At 65.8% G+C, this 16440-nt stretch carries 12 protein-coding genes; 4 read left to right on the top strand and 8 right to left on the bottom strand.

Going from position 1 to position 16440, the window contains the following annotated elements; translation table 11 throughout:
• Window positions 1-91: 91 nt before the first annotated feature.
• Entirely contained in the window at window positions 92-1747 is a 1656-nt protein-coding gene (locus ACTHJF_RS10600) for an MFS transporter (protein ID WP_440267076.1), read from the bottom strand.
• Window positions 1748-2132: 385 nt separating this feature from the next.
• Here ACTHJF_RS10600 and acs point away from each other — a divergent pair, with 385 nt between their 5' ends.
• Both acs and ACTHJF_RS10590 read left to right on the top strand, forming a co-directional pair.
• Complete coding sequence (acs, locus tag ACTHJF_RS10595; protein ID WP_440267075.1) at window positions 2133-4073, top strand: acetate--CoA ligase; 1941 nt, start codon at window positions 2133-2135, stop codon at window positions 4071-4073.
• Between the two features lie 94 nt (window positions 4074-4167).
• On the top strand, window positions 4168-4842 hold the full coding sequence (locus ACTHJF_RS10590) for a response regulator transcription factor (RefSeq protein WP_440260067.1): 675 nt from the start codon (window positions 4168-4170) through the stop codon (window positions 4840-4842).
• Window positions 4843-4849: 7 nt separating this feature from the next.
• On the opposite strand, the gene ACTHJF_RS10585 is transcribed toward ACTHJF_RS10590, so the two are convergent.
• Window positions 4850-8320, bottom strand: a complete 3471-nt coding sequence (locus tag ACTHJF_RS10585; RefSeq protein ID WP_440267074.1) for a hybrid sensor histidine kinase/response regulator — start codon at window positions 8318-8320, stop codon at window positions 4850-4852.
• A gap of 86 nt (window positions 8321-8406) precedes the next feature.
• Here ACTHJF_RS10585 and ACTHJF_RS10580 point away from each other — a divergent pair, with 86 nt between their 5' ends.
• Both ACTHJF_RS10580 and ACTHJF_RS10575 read left to right on the top strand, forming a co-directional pair.
• Window positions 8407-9051: a 4'-phosphopantetheinyl transferase family protein gene (locus ACTHJF_RS10580; protein WP_440267073.1), complete on the top strand. Its 645-nt coding sequence runs from the start codon at window positions 8407-8409 to the stop codon at window positions 9049-9051.
• Window positions 9052-9141: 90 nt separating this feature from the next.
• Window positions 9142-9885 carry a pyridoxine 5'-phosphate synthase gene (locus ACTHJF_RS10575; protein WP_440267072.1) on the top strand — a complete coding sequence of 248 codons (744 nt, stop codon included), beginning with the start codon at window positions 9142-9144 and terminating at the stop codon, window positions 9883-9885.
• 108 nt (window positions 9886-9993) lie between these two features.
• Here ACTHJF_RS10575 and ACTHJF_RS10570 read toward each other — a convergent pair whose 3' ends face one another.
• The 6 genes from ACTHJF_RS10570 to gyrB form a co-directional block, all read right to left on the bottom strand.
• Window positions 9994-10398: an ExbD/TolR family protein gene (locus tag ACTHJF_RS10570; RefSeq protein ID WP_431635074.1), complete on the bottom strand. Its 405-nt coding sequence runs from the start codon at window positions 10396-10398 to the stop codon at window positions 9994-9996.
• 5 nt (window positions 10399-10403) lie between these two features.
• Window positions 10404-10817: an ExbD/TolR family protein gene (locus tag ACTHJF_RS10565; protein WP_431635072.1), complete on the bottom strand. Its 414-nt coding sequence runs from the start codon at window positions 10815-10817 to the stop codon at window positions 10404-10406.
• Window positions 10818-10828: 11 nt separating this feature from the next.
• Window positions 10829-11563, bottom strand: a complete 735-nt coding sequence (locus ACTHJF_RS10560; protein WP_431635071.1) for a MotA/TolQ/ExbB proton channel family protein — start codon at window positions 11561-11563, stop codon at window positions 10829-10831.
• Window positions 11564-11610: 47 nt separating this feature from the next.
• Window positions 11611-12270, bottom strand: coding sequence for an energy transducer TonB (locus ACTHJF_RS10555; RefSeq protein WP_440267071.1), 660 nt, complete (start codon window positions 12268-12270; stop codon window positions 11611-11613).
• 201 nt (window positions 12271-12471) lie between these two features.
• Window positions 12472-13758, bottom strand: a complete 1287-nt coding sequence (locus tag ACTHJF_RS10550; protein WP_440267070.1) for a tetratricopeptide repeat protein — start codon at window positions 13756-13758, stop codon at window positions 12472-12474.
• Between the two features lie 221 nt (window positions 13759-13979).
• Window positions 13980-16400 (bottom strand): DNA topoisomerase (ATP-hydrolyzing) subunit B, encoded by a 2421-nt coding sequence (gene gyrB, locus ACTHJF_RS10545; protein ID WP_440267069.1) that lies wholly within the window; start codon window positions 16398-16400, stop codon window positions 13980-13982.
• Between the last annotated feature and the right edge of the window lie 40 nt (window positions 16401-16440).

Here is a 16440-nt window from a genome sequence, read left to right as displayed (position 1 = left end):
ACCGCTGACATGTGGCGATACCCGGCGCGGGATGGTTCGATGTGATGCCTGGAGCTCGCACGCGCCGCCAGCGACGCGCGCGAGCTTGACGTCAGGCGTGGATATCCACGTCCTTGGTTTCTCGTACGAACAGCGCGCCGATCACCACCGTCATCGCGGCGATCACGATCGGGTACCAGAGGCCCGCGTAGAAATCGCCCGTCGCTGCGACGATGCCGAACGACACCGAGGGCAGGAAGCCGCCGAACCAACCGTTGCCGATGTGGTACGGCAGGCTCATCGAGGTGTAGCGGATGCGGGTGGGGAACATCTCCACCAGCCACGCTGCGATCGGGCCGTAGACCATGGTCACGTAGATCACCAGCAGCCACAGCAGCAGCAGCACCATCGGCTTGTTGATAGTGGCCGGGTCCGCCTTGGCCGGATAGCCGGCGGCGTTGACCGCGGCGCCCACGGTATCGGCGAACGCCTTGCTCTGCGCGGCGAAGTCCGCCTTGGCGAGCGTGCTGCCGTCGAACGAGGTGAAGTCCTTGCCGCCCACCGACACCACCGCCACCGTGCCCGGTGCCGCGGCAATGTTCTCGTACGGCACGCCACGCTTGGCCAGGAAACTCTTGGCCACGTCGCAGGAGCTGGTGAACACCTTCTTACCGATCAGGTCGACCTGCAGGTTGCAGTCTTTCGGATCGGCGGTGACGCGGATCGGCGCGGACACACTGGCCGCCTCGATCGCCGGATTGCCGTAGTGGGTGAGCGCCTTGAAGATCGGGAAATAGGTGAGCGCCGCCAGCAGACAACCAGCCAGCACGATCGGCTTGCGTCCGATCTTGTCCGACAGCGCGCCGAACACCACGAAGAACGGCGTGCCCAGCAGCAGCGCGCCGGCAATCAGCAGCTGCGTGGTGGTGGCGTCGATCTTCAGCGTGGAACCTAGGAAGTACATTGCGTAGAACTGGCCGCAGTACCACACCACCGCCTGGCCGGCGGTGGCGCCGAGCAGGGCCAGGATCACGATCTTCAGGTTACCCCAGCGCGCGAACGACTCGGTCAGCGGCGCGGTGGAGTGCTTGCCCTCCTCCTTCATCTGCCGGAACACTGGCGACTCGGCCAGCTGCAGGCGGATGTACACCGACACAGCCAGCAGCAGTGCGGAAAGCAGGAATGGGATGCGCCAGCCCCAGGCGTCGAACTTCGGACCGAGCATCACCTTGCAGCCCAGGATGATCAGCAGCGACAGGAACAGGCCGAACGTCGCGGTGATCTGGATGAAGCTGGTATAGAAGCCGCGCTTGCCGTGCGGCGCATGCTCGGCCACGTAGGTGGCCGCACCGCCGTACTCGCCGCCGAGCGCCAGACCCTGCAGCAGGCGTAGTGCAATCAGGATCACCGGGGCGGCGACGCCGATCTGCTCGTAGCCGGGTAGCACGCCGACCAGGAAGGTCGAGAGGCCCATGATCAGGATGGTGACGAGGAAGGTGTACTTGCGCCCGACCAGGTCGCCGATGCGGCCGAACACGATGGCGCCGAACGGGCGCACCGCGAAGCCGGCGGCGAAGGCCAGCAGCGCGAACACCAGCTGGCTGGCCTCGTTGAGGCCGGAGAAGAACTGCTTGCCGATGATCACGGCGAGCGAGCCGTACAGATAGAAGTCGTACCACTCGAAGACGGTGCCCAGGCTGGATGCGAAAATCACCCGCTTGTGGCTGACGTCGAGTGCGCTGTTCGCATCGATGCCGCTGGTGGCCATGCTCTACTCCCCTCAAGGTTGAACCATTCCGCACCCGGCGGAAGTGGTGCCGCGATGCCGCGGCGGTCACTCGGACAGGCCGCCCCCCGGCCTGTCGAACCCGCGTCGCCAATCTGCCCCGCCGCGCCGGCGCCCTCATCGATCAGCCCGACCAGACCTTGGGCATGTGCAATCGCCCACCAGCGTCCGGTGCATGCGCGAGCGCGGCACGATGACGCTCGGAGCATGGTGATGTTGCGCCGCGCGCAGCTATACGGCTTTGGTCGAGAATCGACCAAAGTCGAAGCGTGGCGCTCGCGATGCACTTACACCGGCACAGCTACACTCGAACGCCGTAGATGGCTGTCGCGCCGAACGCGCCGCCGAGACCCCGAGGAGCCCTGCCATGTCCAAGCTTTATCCGGTCACGCCCGAATTCGCCGCCCGCGCCCGCGTGAAGCACGCGGATTACCAGCGGCTGTACGCCGCATCGGTGGCCGATCCGGCGGCGTTCTGGGGCGGCATCGGCCAGCGCCTGGATTGGATGAAGGCGCCGACCAAGATCAAGAACACTTCGTTCGACCCTACCAATCTGCATATTCGCTGGTACGAGGACGGGCAGCTCAACGTGTCGGCCAACTGCCTGGACCGCCACTTGGCCGAGCGCGGGGACAAGACCGCGATCATCTTCGAAGGCGACGATCCGAACGAGTCGCGACACATCAGTTACCGCGAACTGCATGCCGAGGTATGCAAGTTCGCCAACACGCTCAAGCACCTGGGCGTGGCCAAGGGCGACCGGGTGGCGATCTACCTGCCGATGATTCCCGAGGCGGCGGTGGCGATGCTGGCCTGCGCGCGCATCGGCGCGGTGCACTCGGTGGTGTTCGGTGGCTTCTCACCCGATTCGCTGGCCGGCCGCATCGCCGACTCGCAATGCAAGGTAGTGGTGACCGCCGACGAGGGCACGCGCGGCGGCAAGAAGATCCCGCTGAAGGCGAACGTCGACGCTTCGCTGGAGCGGCCCGGCACCAACAGCGTGGAAACCGTGGTGGTGGTACGCCGCACCGGCGCAGCGGTGCCGATGCAGTCGCCGCGCGACCGTTACTGGCACGTGCTGATGGACGGCCAGAGCGCCGACTGCGCAGCCGAGCCGCTGGAAGCCGAGCACCCGTTGTTCATCCTCTACACCTCCGGCTCCACCGGCAAACCGAAGGGCGTGCTGCACACCTCTGGCGGCTACCTGGTGTACGCCAGCTACACCCACGAGCTGGTGTTCGACCTGCGCGAGGACGACGTGTACTGGTGCACCGCCGACGTGGGCTGGGTCACCGGCCACAGCTACGTGGTGTACGGGCCGCTCGCCAACGGCGCCACCACGGTGATGTTCGACGGCGTACCGAACTATCCGGACTTCCGGCGTTTCTGGCAGGTGATCGACAAGCACAAGGTGAGCCTGTTCTACACCGCGCCCACCGCTATCCGCGCGCTGATGCGCGAGGGCGAAGGACCGGTGAAAGCCTGCTCGCGCGCGTCGCTGCGCGTGCTCGGTTCGGTCGGCGAGCCGATCAATCCGGAAGCCTGGGAGTGGTATTACCGCGTGGTCGGCGACGAGCGCTGCCCGATCGTCGACACCTGGTGGCAGACCGAAACCGGCGGCATTTTGATCACACCGCTGCCCGGCGCCATCGACGCCAAGCCTGGCTCGGCCACCCTGCCCTTCTTCGGCGTGAAGCCGGCCATCGTCGACGCCAACGGCGAGGTGCAGCAAGGCGCCTGCGAAGGCAACCTGCTGATCACCGACTCCTGGCCGGGACAAATGCGCACGGTGTACGGCGACCACCAGCGCTTCATCGAAACCTATTTCAGCGCGTATCCGGGCAATTACTTCACCGGCGACGGCGTGCGCCGCGACGAGGACGGCTACTACTGGATCACCGGCCGCGTCGACGACGTGATCAACGTCTCCGGCCACCGCATCGGCACCGCCGAGGTGGAGAGCGCGCTGGTATCGCACCCCAAGGTGGCTGAGGCGGCCGTGGTTGGCTGCCCGCACGAGATCAAGGGCCAGGGCATCTATGCCTACGTCACCCTGGTGGCGGGCGAGACCGGCACGGACGAGCTGCGCAAGGAGCTGGTGGCGTGGGTGCGCAAGGAGATCGGCCCGATTGCCACGCCCGATTACCTGCAGTGGGCACCGGGCCTGCCGAAGACCCGCTCGGGCAAGATCATGCGCCGCATCCTGCGCAAGATCGGCGAGAACGCACCCGACCAGCTCGGCGACATCTCCACGCTGGCCGATCCGGGCGTGGTGAAAAACCTGGTCGATGAGCGCCTGATCAAATGACCCAGGTAGGAGCGCAACCTGTGCGCGATCTCTCGTGGCAAGCAGGACAAACAGCTTTCGCGCACACGGTGCGTTCCTACATCACCGAGATCCCATGCCGGACGTACTGATCGCCGACGACCATCCACTGTTCCGCGATGCCCTGCGCCGCGCCGTGATCACCGCACTGCCCGACGCGCAGACACATTGCGCCGACAGCGTGCACGCCCTGCTCGTTCTGATCGAGCAGTTTCCCGAAGCGGACTTGCTGCTGCTGGATCTGCACATGCCCGGCGCGCGTGGCTACTCGGCGCTGGCGCACATCCGCGGCCAGTATCCGGGCCTGCCCACCATCGTGGTGTCCGGCCACGAGGAGGCGCAGGTGGCGCGGCGCGCGCTGGCGCACGGCGCGTCGGGCTATATCCCGAAGTCCACGCCGGGCGATGAGATCGTCAGGGCGATCCATGCGGTGCTCGAGGGCGACACCTGGCTGCCGCACCAGTTGGTGGGCGGCGAGATCGCACTGAAGAACGACGAAGCGGATATCGCCGCGCGGGTCGCGTCGCTCACGCCGCAGCAGTTCCGCGTGCTGACGATGATCGCCGAAGGGCAGCTCAACAAGCAGATCGCCTGGGACCTGGGCGTCTCCGAGGCCACGGTGAAGGCGCACATGACCGCGATCATGCGCAAGCTCGGGGTCAACAATCGTACCCAGGTGGCGCTCGCCGCCAGCCAGCTGGCGGTGGATCCGGGGGCGATGCAGACGTTGCCGGACGACGAGTCCGAGTAACGCAGGCTCAGCCGCTGCTGGCCTGCTTGCGCAACAGCGCCCCCAGCAGCGCGCGCAAGGCCGCAGGACGCACCGGTTTGTGCAGCAGCGGGTAGCCCAGCTCGCGGGCGCGCTGCTTCAGCTCGCTGCTGCCGTCGGCGGTGATCATCGCCACCGGCGGCAGCGTACCCAGCCGCATGCGCAGATGCTGCAGGGCCTGCAGCCCATCGACGCTGTCGGCGAGATGGTAGTCGGCAAGCAGCAGGTCGATGCCGCCGGCTCGCAGCTGCGCCTCGGCCTGCATCACGTCTTCGGCGACACGGCAATCCACCCCCCAACGTTTGAGCAAGGCTTGCATGCCGTCGAGGATGCTGGGGTCGTTGTCCAGGCAAAGGACAGTCAGCGCGAGCTGCTCGCCCGTGGGCAACCGCGGCGCTACGGCCGGGCGACGCGGCACCGCGGCCACCCGCGGCACCACGCAGGCGAAGCAGCTGCCCTTGCCCTCACGCGAAGACAGCGCGAGCCGGTGGCCCATGATCGCGGCGATGCGGTCGCAGATCGACAGGCCCAGCCCCAGCCCCTTTTCGCCCCACGGTGACGGCCGCTGCAGCCGCTGGAACTCGTCGAAGATGTTGGCGCGCTGCTCAGGCGCGATGCCCGGGCCGGTATCCCAGACTTCGATGCGCACCTCGTTGCCGTGCCGGCGCGCGCCCAGCAGCACGCCGCCGGCGCGGGTATAGCGCAGCGCGTTGGAGAGAAAGTTCTGCAGGATCCTGCGCAGCAGTTGCGGGTCGCTGCGGATCGACAGGCGCGTGGACACCACGCGCAGGCGCAGCCCGCGCTGCTCGGCGACCACCGCGAACTGCGCCTTGAGCGAGTCGAACAGGTCGGCCAACGCGAAGTCGCTGTACTCGGGTTGGTAGCGACCGGCATCGAGGCGGGAGACATCGAGCAGCGCGTCGAGCAGATCCTCCGCCGCGCGGAACGAGGCATCGATGCGTTCGGCCAGGCGGCTGGATTCTTCATCGAGCGCCGGTTGCTGGCGCAGCGCCGAAGTGAACAGGCGCGCGGCGTTGAGTGGTTGCAACAGGTCATGGCTGGCGGCGGCCAGGAAGCGCGTCTTGGACACCATCGCCGATTCGGCTTCGCGCTGCGCGCGGGCGGTGGCGTCCAGCGCCTCGCTGAGTTCGGCAGTGCGCTGCTCCACGCGCTGCTCGAGATATTCGTTCGCCTCGCGCAGGGCCAGCTCGGCGTGCTTGTATGCGGTGACGTCGGTGTAGGTGGTGACGTAGCCGCCGCCGGGCAGCGGGCGCCCACGCATTTCGATCACCGTGCCGTCCGGGCGAACGCGCTGGAACAGGTGCGGCGTGCCGGCGCGCAGGTGGCCGATGCGCTTGGCCACATGCGCTTCCACTTCCCCCGGGCCGCATTCCCCGTGCTCGGCGTTCCAGCGGATCAGATCGGCCACCGGCACGCCGATGTAGACCATGCCATCGGGGTAGTCGAACAGCTCCAGATAGCGCCGGTTCCAGGTGACCAGGCGCATCCGCGCGTCGACCACGCTGATGCCCTGCGACACGTTTTCCAGCGTGGTGGACAGCAGCTCGCGGTTGAAGCGCAGCTCCTGCGAGGCCTCGTCCATCAGCGCCATCGCCTCGGCGATGTCCAGGCCCGAGCCGGACAGCGCGCCCATCAAGATGCGGCGCGCGCTGGCCGCACCCACGGCGCCGGCGAGCAGGCGCTCGGTGTACTGGATCAACGCGCGATCGGCGGCGCCATTGGGATCCAGCGCCTTGCCCTGGCGCAGGCCGTATTCGGCGAAGGCGCGCTGGGAACTGCGCTCGCCGACGATGCGCCCGGCGATCGTAAGCAGATCGCCCACCGCAACACGGCCGCGCCAGTCGCCCGCCGTGCTGCTGCTGGCAACGAACGGATCGACGAACATCGCCGCGTGGATGCGCTCGGCCAGCGTGGGGCGGAAGCGCAGCGAGATGAAGATCAGGCACGCGACGTTCACCAGCAGCGACCAGAACGTGCTGTGCATCACCGGGTCCCAGCCGCTGAGGTGGAACAGCGCCTGCGGCCGCAGCCACTCGATGCCGAACGGTCCGAGCCGCAGCCACTCGGCCGTGCGGTCAACCGCCGGCAGCAGGAGGGTGTAGATCCACACCCCGAACCCGGCGAGCAGACCGATCGCCACGCCTGCCTGGCTGGCCCCGCGCCAGTACAGCGCGGCGACGATCGCCGGCGCGAACTGCGCCACCGCCGCGAAGGCGAGCAAACCGGTAGCGGCGAGGTTGGCATTGTCGGCCACCACGCGGTAATAGCCGTAGGCGAGCAGCACCAGCACCACGATCGCCACGCGGCGGATGCGCAGCAGCAGCAGCGAGAGGTCCTGGCGCTGCTCCAGATGCAGCCGGCGGATGCGCAGCAGCGCGGGCATCACCAGATCGTTGCTGATCATGGTGGAAAGCGCGACGGTGGCCACGATCACCATGCCGGTCGCCGCCGAGAACCCGCCGAGGAACGCGATCAGGGCGACGCCGCGATCGCCGTGGGCCAGCGGCAGATTCAGCACCCAGGCGTCGGCCACGCCGCCGCGCACGGAAGGCACGTGCATGCCGGCGGCCACGATCGGCAGGACCGCTGCGCTGATCAGCAGCATGTACAGGGGAAACATCCAGCGCGCGCGGCGCAGGTCGCGCGGGTCTTCGCACTCCACCACGCCGATCTGGAACTGTCGCGGCAGGCAGAACATCGCGCAGAACGCGAGCAGGGTCTGCGCCAGGAAGCCCGGCGACTGCCCGTGGGTGAAGGGCGTGGTAGGCAGCGTGAGCAGCTCATGCGGGCCCGGCCCACGCCACAAGGCGTAGATGCCCAGGCCGAGGAAGGCGAGCAGCTTGATCACCGATTCCAGCGCAATGGCCAGCATCATGCCGTGGTGGTGCTCGCTGGCATCGATGCTACGCGTGCCGAACAGGATGGCGAAGGCCGCCAGCAGCAGGGCGCACCACAGGGCGCTGTCGGTCGACGGCACGATGGCGTCGGCGTCGATGCCCGACAGCACGTCCACCGACATCGCCATCGCCTTGAACTGCAAGGCGAGGTAAGGCACCACGGCGGTTACCGCGATCAGCGCGACCAGCGCCGCCAGCCCGTGCGACTTGCCGAACCGGGCACCGATGAAGTCGGCGATGGTGGTGATGTTGCGCTGCCCGGCCACCGTCACCAGGCGCGTCATCAGGCCGAAGCCGAGGATGAAGAGCAGGGCCGGGCCGAGGTAGATCGGCAGGTACGCGAGGCCGTCGCGTGCGGCCGTGCCCACGGCGCCGTAGAAGGTCCACGACGAGCAGTACACCGCCAGCGCCAAACTGTAGACCAGCGGGCGCAGGCGCGGCTTGCTGGGGTACAGCGGCTGGCGATCGCCCTTCCAGGCCACCGCGAACAGCACGCCCACGTACAGTGCGGCCACCACCAGCAGCAGCCAACCAGAGATCACGTTCTACCCTCGCCCGATGCGTGCGCTTTCGCCGCGCGAAATCCCGGTTCTTGTGCGGACCCGCTCGGGGACGGCACCATGCCGGCATGACCGATGGCCAACCGCCGACCGTCCTCAAACTAGCAGAGGGCCTACGCGATGACGAGATTCATCTCTGGACAATACCGCACGACCACACCGCGGGGCGCGCGCCGTTGCGCCAGCTGCTGGGACGTTACCTGGGCTATGCCGCTGAGCAGGTCGTACTAACTGACTCGGCGCACGGCCGGCCCGAGCTCGCCGGTCCGCACCGCGAGGCGCTGCGTTTCAACTGGTCGCACAGCGGGGGCCGCGCGCTGGTGGCGATCGCACGACACGTCCAGCCGGGGATCGATCTGGAGCATCGGCAGCGGCGCGGCGCGCGGGACGTCCTGGCGCTGGCGCAGCGCTTCTTTGCACCGCAGGAAGTACAGACACTGTGTGCGCTGCCGGCCGCTGATCGGGCGCCGGCGTTCCTGCGGCTCTGGACACTCAAGGAAGCCTTGCTGAAGGCCGAAGGCCGCGGGCTCGCGTACGGCTTGCATCGCGTGGTGGTGGAGCTGGGGGAAGCCGCGCCGGTGCTGCGCGAGTTCGGCGACGAGTCGTTGGCGTCATGGCAGCTGCAAGAGCTGTCCCTGGAACCCGGCTGGGTGAGTGCGATCGCTTGGCATGGACCGCCTATGCAACTGCGCTGGCGCGGCGAGTCCGGCTGATCCACATGGCTCTCGTTGGCGTACTCTTGGCGTCCGCCGCAGCGCCGATATCGACGCGCGGGCTTCTCCGTGACTGCTGGTTTGCCCTCCATGACTCTGCTCAGCGTCAACCTCAACAAGATCGCGGTGCTGCGCAATTCGCGCGGCGGCGACGAACCGTCCCTCGCCCGCGCGGCGCATACCTGCATCGAAGCGGGCTGTGGCGGTATCACGGTGCATCCGCGCCCCGACCAGCGGCATATCCGGCCCGACGACGTGCGCCTGCTGGCACAGCTGTTGCGCGGCCGGGTCGAGTACAACATCGAGGGCAACCCTTTCGCGCCGCCACGCGATGAGTACCCCGGCCTGGTGGCCTTGGCCAGGGAAGTCCGCCCGACCCAGATCACCCTGGTGCCGGACAGCGACGGGCAGATCACCTCCGATCACGGTTTCGACCTGGACCGCGACGCCGATCGGCTGGCGCCGCTGGTGGCTGAGTTTCGGGAGATGGGATGCCGCGTGAGCCTGTTCGTCGATGCCGGCACGGTGCAGTTCGAGGCAGCGGTACGGATCGGCGCCCAGCGCGTCGAGATCTATACCGGGCCATATGCCCACGCGTTCGCCCGCGGCCATGTCGATGTCGAGCTGGCGCGATGTGTGGAGACGGCGCGGCGCGCGCAGCAGGCCGGGCTCGCGGTGAACGCGGGACACGATCTGAGCCAGGCGAACCTGGGCACCTTCAAGGCGGCGATTCCCGGCTTGGCCGAGGTTTCCATTGGTCACGCGCTGATCGGCGAGGCGCTCTACGATGGCTTGGCGCCCACCGTTCGACGGTATCGCCAGATCCTCGACTGAGGATCGCTGCCCGCAGCGCATCGGCAACGCGATGCGGTAACCCCAACAAAAAACCCCCGCCGAAGCGGGGGTTTTTCGTAATTGCGTCCGGACATCGACCGTAGCGATTTACTGTTCGGTGAATCCGATCTTGGTCAAGCCGTAGCTCTTCGCATCCGCCAGCGCGCGGGCCACATATTCGTAGGCCACCGCATCGTCGGCGTTGATCTGGATCTCCGGCTGATTGGTCTGCTGCGAGATTACCGCCATCTGTGCCCGCATGCCGCTTTCGTCGACCGGCACGTCGTTCCAGTACAGCGAACCGGACGCGTCGATCTTCAGGCTGATCGGATCCAGGTGATCGGTATCCGGCGGCGGGTTGTTGGTCGGCTGCGGCAGATCGATCTTCACATCGTGCGTCACGATGGGCGCGGTGAGCATGAAGATGATCAGCAGCACCAACATCACGTCGACCAGCGGCGTGACGTTGATGTCGGCCATCGGACCCTTGCCGCTTCCAGTACTGAAAGCCATGGTCTTTACTCCTTGCCCGTCGTGATGAAGCCGACGTGGACCATGCCCTGGCCCTTCGCATCGGAGAGGATCTTCTTCACGATCTTGTACTCGGTCGTCTTGTCGGCGCGGATCTGGAGTTCCGGCTGGGGCGACTTGGAAGCTGCCACGGCAAACGCCGCCTTCAGCTGGTTCTCGTCGACTTCCCGGTCGTCCAGATACATCGCGCCGTCAGGCGTCACGGCCAGGTCCATCGGCTCGATGTGCTTGTCGTCGGTCGCCTTCGGATTGGCCGTGGGTAGCTTGACGTCAATCCTGTGGCTGGCCAGCGGTGCCGTGATCATGAAGATAATCAACAGCACCAGCATCACGTCGACCAGCGGCGTGACGTTGATTTCCGACATCGGACCGCCGGAACTTCCACCGGTGCTCATTGCCATGGGTCAGGCCCTCACTTGCCTTCGACGCGGGCGCCGGTGGCGAAGAAGTCGTGCAGGTCGTGCGCGAACTCGTCGAACTGCGCGTAGGTCAGGCGGTTGGCGCGGTTGAAGAAGTTGTACGCAAGCACGGCCGGGATCGCGGTGAACAGACCGATCGCGGTCATGATCAGCGCCTCACCCACCGGACCGGCCACGGCCGTCATCGAGGCATTACCCGCCGCGGCGATGCCGATCAGCGCGTTGTAGATGCCCCACACGGTACCGAGCAGACCCACGAACGGCGCGGACGAACCGACCGTAGCGAGCAGGGTCAGGCCACCTTCCAGACGCAGGCTCTCGCGAGCAACGGCCTGACGCAGGGCGCGGTCGATGAACTCGGAACGGCTGAGCGTCTGGGCCAGACCGTTGCCCGAAGCACCGGCCTGCTGGTGATGGGCCACGGCCGAGGCGGCGTCGAGCGCGATCTTCGAGAACGGTTCGCCCTTAGGCTGCGCCTCGAGCTCACGGATGGCTTCCTGGGTGGAACTGGTGTTCCAGAAGCCGTCGATCACCTTGTCCGCTCGCGAACGGACCATCGCGTTGCGGATCGCGTTGGCCACGATGAAGTACCACGAGGACACCGACATGATCACGAGCGTGACCAGCACGATCCAGCCGATCGGGTCGAGGTTGTGGATGAGGTCACCGAAGCCCATCTGCTTCATGGCTTCGGAGTTGGTCAGTGGTGCAGAGGTCTGTTGGAACATAACGCTACCCTTGGGAAGTCAAGCGTGAACTGTAACTGTAATGGGGATTACAGCTGATTGAGGTTGAAATTGACCGGGACGCGGGCATAGCCCTCAACCTTCTGCCCATTGCGAATGGTCGGGTTGAAGCGCCAACGACGTGCCGCATCCATTGCTGCACGATCAAGCTCGCGGTAGCCACTGGAGACGTCCACCTTGACGTCCTTCACCGTGCCATCGACGGCCACGAGAATGAGCAGGGTCACCGTACCCTCATGCCGCTGGCGAATCGCCTGTGGCGGGTAGCGCGGCTGCATGCGGCTGTTGTAGCTCAGATCCTGGCTGGCCGTGATGTCCGACGGCGGAGCCGGCGGTGCAGGCGGCGCAGGAGGAACCGGCGGCGCAGGATTCGTCGTCGCCTCATCCACGGCCGGCGGCGGAGCCGGCGGCGGCGGGGTAGGCGGCGGAGTCTTCTGCTGGATGATCTTCGGCGGCGGCTGCTTGGGCGGCTCCGGCGGCGGGGGCGGCGGGGGCGGCGGGGGCGGCGGCGGTTCGATGAAGTTGACCTGGACGACCTTATCCTTCTCTTTCTGTGCCTGCTTGGGCGGCGCCATGGGCGCCACCAGCATCAGGAACGCGAAGGAATGCAGCGCGATGGCAGCTGCCAACGCCCAGGTGCGCCTCCAATTGAACGACTTGTTGTCGAGTTCTTCGTTGCGTGAGGCCATCTGTCACTATCTTGAAGCTAGTCGATCGGTGGGCGTTTGCCGCAGCGCTTGACCCGTAATTCGCGCCTTGAAGCAACGGATTACGGCACTATTTTTCGCGCGCGGAAAGATTTCAACGGTACATCAGCACAAGGCGTTTGTATAGCTCCCGGACGCATGGTTTGGACGTCCATTTGCCCCCGAGAACAACACCTTGTGTCCTTACTTGGCTCCAGCCTTCTTCAACCAGTCCTTGGCCTTCGCAGCAGTTTCCGGATCCTGTGCTGCCTGTTTCATGGCAGCGATGGCAGCAGGCTTGTTCTTCAGGCCCCGCTCCGACTCCGCCAACAGCATGTACGCCGAACCACGGTGCTGGACGCCCTTGGCGATGCCCTGCTGGATGAGCGTGCGCGCCTCGCTGTACTTGTTCTGCGAAAGGAGCAACTGACCGGCGCGGACGGCAGCTTCGCCATCCTTGCCCATCGGCATCGCCTTCTTGTAAGCGTCGATCGCTCTGCTCTCGTTGCCGCTCACGTAATTTGCGTCACCGAGCAGCTTGTAATTGTCGTAAGACGAGGGCACCACACCCTTGCTCATGCCCTCATCGAGCGTCTGCACGGCCTTGCTGGCGTTGGACTTCGGATCGTCCGAATTCTGACCGGTGATGAGATAGAGCTTAGCGAGGTTGACGTAGTCCTTCTCGCTCTTCAGCGCACCCTGGGCCTTCGCCTTTTCCATCAGGGCGATCGCCTCCGGGTACTTCTGCGCCTGCATCATCACGGCAACGGCGTTGTTGAGGGCCGTGGTGTCGTTCGGATTGGCGGCGAGCTGCTGCTCGGCAAGCTGGGCGGCCTGATCGTTCTGGCCGGACTCGGCGTAGCTGGCCATCAGGATCTGGTTCCAGCTGCTCTGCGGCTTGTCGGTCATCGACAAGGCCTGCTTCATCGCAGCGATCGCCTCGGGATATTTTTCGAGGCGGTAATACGCATTGCCCTCGAGCGCGTGCGACTCGGCAGTGTCCTTCTTACCCTCGCTACGCCACTTGGCAATCGTGTCGATGGCCGGCTGGTACTGCTCATCGGCAAGCTGGAACTGGGCAAGTTCGTACTGCAGCTGGAAGTAGGTGTCGTTCGGCAGCACGCCGTTGTCGATGGCCTGGCTCAGGAGGGCGATGGCACCCTTGAGATCGCCGGCGTTGTACTTGACGTTGGCCAGACCCTGCAGAGCCAGTGCCTGGGCGTATTTGCTTTTGCTGCTGTCGACGATTGGCTGCAGGATCTGCGATGCCTTGGCCGCATCACCCGAGTTCACCGCGTCCAGACCCTCGTTGAGCGCCTTCTGATCCTTGGAACTGGTCAGATCGAGCTTGGGCTCCTTACGGGTCGCGTTGGGGTACAGCGCCTCCTTCTTTTCCTTCTCGGCATGGGCATGAGCCATGGCCGGCGTGGCGGCGATGGTCAGAGCAAGGGTGGCGCCTGCCAGCATCTTGAACAGGGGGGCATGCTTCATGGCTGTCCTCTTGTCGGGTTTACGCACGACGGCGTAAGGGGATCGCCAAGACTAACGGCACATGCAACCGATAACAAGTCGCGCCGCCGCATGATGTCTTTATAAAAATCAAACGTTTAGCATGCGCGCCCGTATCGACTTCTGCATCCGGAAACGCGCAAAAATTTGCGGCGGCGCCATCGTGGATGAACGCCGCCGTAATAATACGCTGCCGATGTCGGTCAGATATCGAGGTTGGCGACCTTCAGCGCATTCGCCTCAATGAAGTCGCGGCGTGGCTCGACCGCCTCGCCCATCAGCATCGAGAACATCTGGTCGGCGGCAAAAGCGTCCTCGATGCCGACCTGCAGCATGCGCCGCGTTTCCGGGTTGACGGTGGTTTCCCACAGCTGCTCGGGGTTCATTTCGCCCAGGCCCTTGAAGCGCTGGATGGTGCGCCCCTTTTTCGCCTCGTCCAGCAGCCAGCTGCGGACTTCGGCGAAGCTGGTCACGCCACGCGACGCATTGCCGCGCCGGATCACCGCCTCGCTCTGGATCAGGTCGGACAGCTGTCGACTGACGTGAAGGATCGGCCGGAACTCGCTGCCGCCGAAGAACGGCTGCGGCAGCAGCCAGGTGTGGTTGATCCCGTGCTGGTCGCGCACCACCTCGATGGCCGCGGGCTGCTCATCGACCGCCGGGCGCAGGGCCATGCGGTAACGCGGCTTGCCCAGACCGCTGGCTGCGAGTCGCGCGGTGGCGCCATCCAGCCAGCGCTGCATGGCAGCCGCGTCACTCCACAGATCGGGCTCGATCGGAGCGTGCTCGAGCAGCGCGGTGAATACCGCCGCATCGAATCGGTGGCTGAGCCGTGCGATCTGGTCCAGCGCTCCCTGGTAGTCGCGTAGCAGCCTCTCCAATGCCTCGCCGGTGATCGGCGGGACACCTGGCGCGCTCGTCAGCTCAGCGTTGTCCACCGCGTTGGAGATCAGGTATTCGTTGAGCGCGGCGTCATCCTTGAGGTACATCTCCTGCTTGCCCTGCTTGAGCTTGTACAGCGGCGGCAGGCCGATATAGACGTGGCCGCGCTCGATCAGCTCCGGCATCTGCCGGTAGAAGAACGTCAGCAGCAGGGTGCGGATGTGCGAGCCGTCCACGTCCGCGTCGGTCATGATGATGATGTGGTGGTAGCGCAGCTTGTCGGGGTTGTAGTCCTCCTTGCCGATACCGGTGCCCAGCGCCGTGATCAGGGTGCCGACCTCGGCCGACGACAGCATCTTGTCGAAGCGCGCCTTCTCCACGTTGAGGATCTTGCCCTTCAACGGCAGCACCGCCTGGGTCTTGCGGTTGCGGCCCTGCTTGGCTGAGCCGCCGGCCGAATCGCCCTCGACCAGGAACAGTTCGCACAGCGCCGGATCCTTTTCCTGGCAGTCCGCCAGCTTGCCCGGCAGGCCGGCGATATCCAACGCGCCCTTGCGGCGGGTCATCTCGCGCGCCTTGCGCGCCGCCTCGCGGGCGCGGGCGGCGTCGACCACCTTGGAGGCGATCGCCTTGGACTCGCTCGGGTGCTCCAGCAGGAACTCGCCCAGCTTCTCGTTGACCGCCTGCTCCACCGCGGTTTTCACCTCGGAGGAGACCAGCTTGTCCTTGGTCTGCGAGGAGAACTTCGGGTCGGGCACTTTCACCGACAGCACCGCGATCAGGCCTTCGCGCATGTCGTCGCCGGACAAGGCCACCTTGGCATTCTTGGCCAGGCCTTCCTTCTCGATGTAGTTCTGCAAAGAGCGGGTCAGCGCGGCCCGGAAGCCGGTGAGGTGGGTGCCGCCGTCACGCTGCGGAATGTTGTTGGTGAAGCAGAACATCGTCTCCTGATAGGAGTCGGTCCACTGCATCGCCAGCTCGACCACGATGCCGTCGGTCTCGGATTCGGATTTGAGGCTGATCACGTGCGGATGCAGCGGAGTCTTCAGCTGCGCCAGATGCTGCACGAACGAGGCGATGCCGCCTTCGTACGCGAAGCGATCCTGGCGGCCTTCGCCACGCTCGTCCTTCAGGTCGATGGTGACGCCTGAGTTGAGGAAAGCCAGCTCGCGCAGGCGCTTGGCCAGGATGTCGTAGTGGAACTCGATGTGGGTGAAGGTCTCCGGGCTAGGAGTGAACCGCACCCGGGTGCCGCGCTGGGCCGTGTCGCCCACCACTTTGACCGGATAGAGCGGCTCACCCAGCGCGTATTCCTGCAGGTGCTCCTTGCCGTCGCGCCAGATCGTCAACCACAGATGCGAACTGAGCGCGTTCACCACCGACACGCCCACACCGTGCAGGCCGCCGGACACTTTGTAGGAGTTCGCATCGAACTTGCCGCCGGCGTGGAGCACGGTCATCACCACCTCGGCGGTGGAGCGCCCTTCTTCCGGATGCGTGTCAACCGGAATGCCGCGACCGTTGTCGGTCACGCTGACCGATCCGTCGTCGTGAATGATCACGGTGACGTGATCGCAATAGCCCGCCAAGGCTTCATCGATGGAGTTGTCGACGACCTCGAACACCATGTGATGCAGGCCGGTACCGTCATCGGTGTCGCCGATGTACATGCCCGGGCGCTTGCGCACCGCCTCGAGGCCCTTGAGTACCTTGATGTTGCTCGAATCGTAGGTCGTATTCATGCAGTGACTGATCTCCGGCGCCGGGAACCCGTCCGGCATG

It is taken from the genome of Dyella sp. (genome assembly GCF_051962475.1).
GTDB lineage: Bacteria > Pseudomonadota > Gammaproteobacteria > Xanthomonadales > Rhodanobacteraceae > Dyella_A.
The sequence above is the reverse complement of the archived record's forward strand: the minus strand, read 5'-3'. Positions and strand labels throughout refer to the sequence as shown.

Excerpts from the sequence above, each read along its gene's own strand:
- ACTHJF_RS10550 (WP_440267070.1), bottom strand. The coding sequence starts at position 13,758 with ATGAAGCATGCCCCCCTGTTCAAGATGCTGGCAGGCGCCACCCTTGCT.
- gyrB (WP_440267069.1), bottom strand. The coding sequence starts at position 16,400 with ATGAATACGACCTACGATTCGAGCAACATCAAGGTACTCAAGGGCCTC.
- ACTHJF_RS10580 (WP_440267073.1), top strand. The coding sequence starts at position 8,407 with ATGACCGATGGCCAACCGCCGACCGTCCTCAAACTAGCAGAGGGCCTA.
- ACTHJF_RS10570 (WP_431635074.1), bottom strand. The coding sequence starts at position 10,398 with ATGGCTTTCAGTACTGGAAGCGGCAAGGGTCCGATGGCCGACATCAAC.
- ACTHJF_RS10555 (WP_440267071.1), bottom strand. The coding sequence starts at position 12,270 with ATGGCCTCACGCAACGAAGAACTCGACAACAAGTCGTTCAATTGGAGG.
- acs (WP_440267075.1), top strand. The coding sequence starts at position 2,133 with ATGTCCAAGCTTTATCCGGTCACGCCCGAATTCGCCGCCCGCGCCCGC.
- ACTHJF_RS10560 (WP_431635071.1), bottom strand. The coding sequence starts at position 11,563 with ATGTTCCAACAGACCTCTGCACCACTGACCAACTCCGAAGCCATGAAG.
- ACTHJF_RS10600 (WP_440267076.1), bottom strand. The coding sequence starts at position 1,747 with ATGGCCACCAGCGGCATCGATGCGAACAGCGCACTCGACGTCAGCCAC.
- ACTHJF_RS10565 (WP_431635072.1), bottom strand. The coding sequence starts at position 10,817 with ATGGCAATGAGCACCGGTGGAAGTTCCGGCGGTCCGATGTCGGAAATC.
- ACTHJF_RS10575 (WP_440267072.1), top strand. The coding sequence starts at position 9,142 with ATGACTCTGCTCAGCGTCAACCTCAACAAGATCGCGGTGCTGCGCAAT.
- ACTHJF_RS10590 (WP_440260067.1), top strand. The coding sequence starts at position 4,168 with ATGCCGGACGTACTGATCGCCGACGACCATCCACTGTTCCGCGATGCC.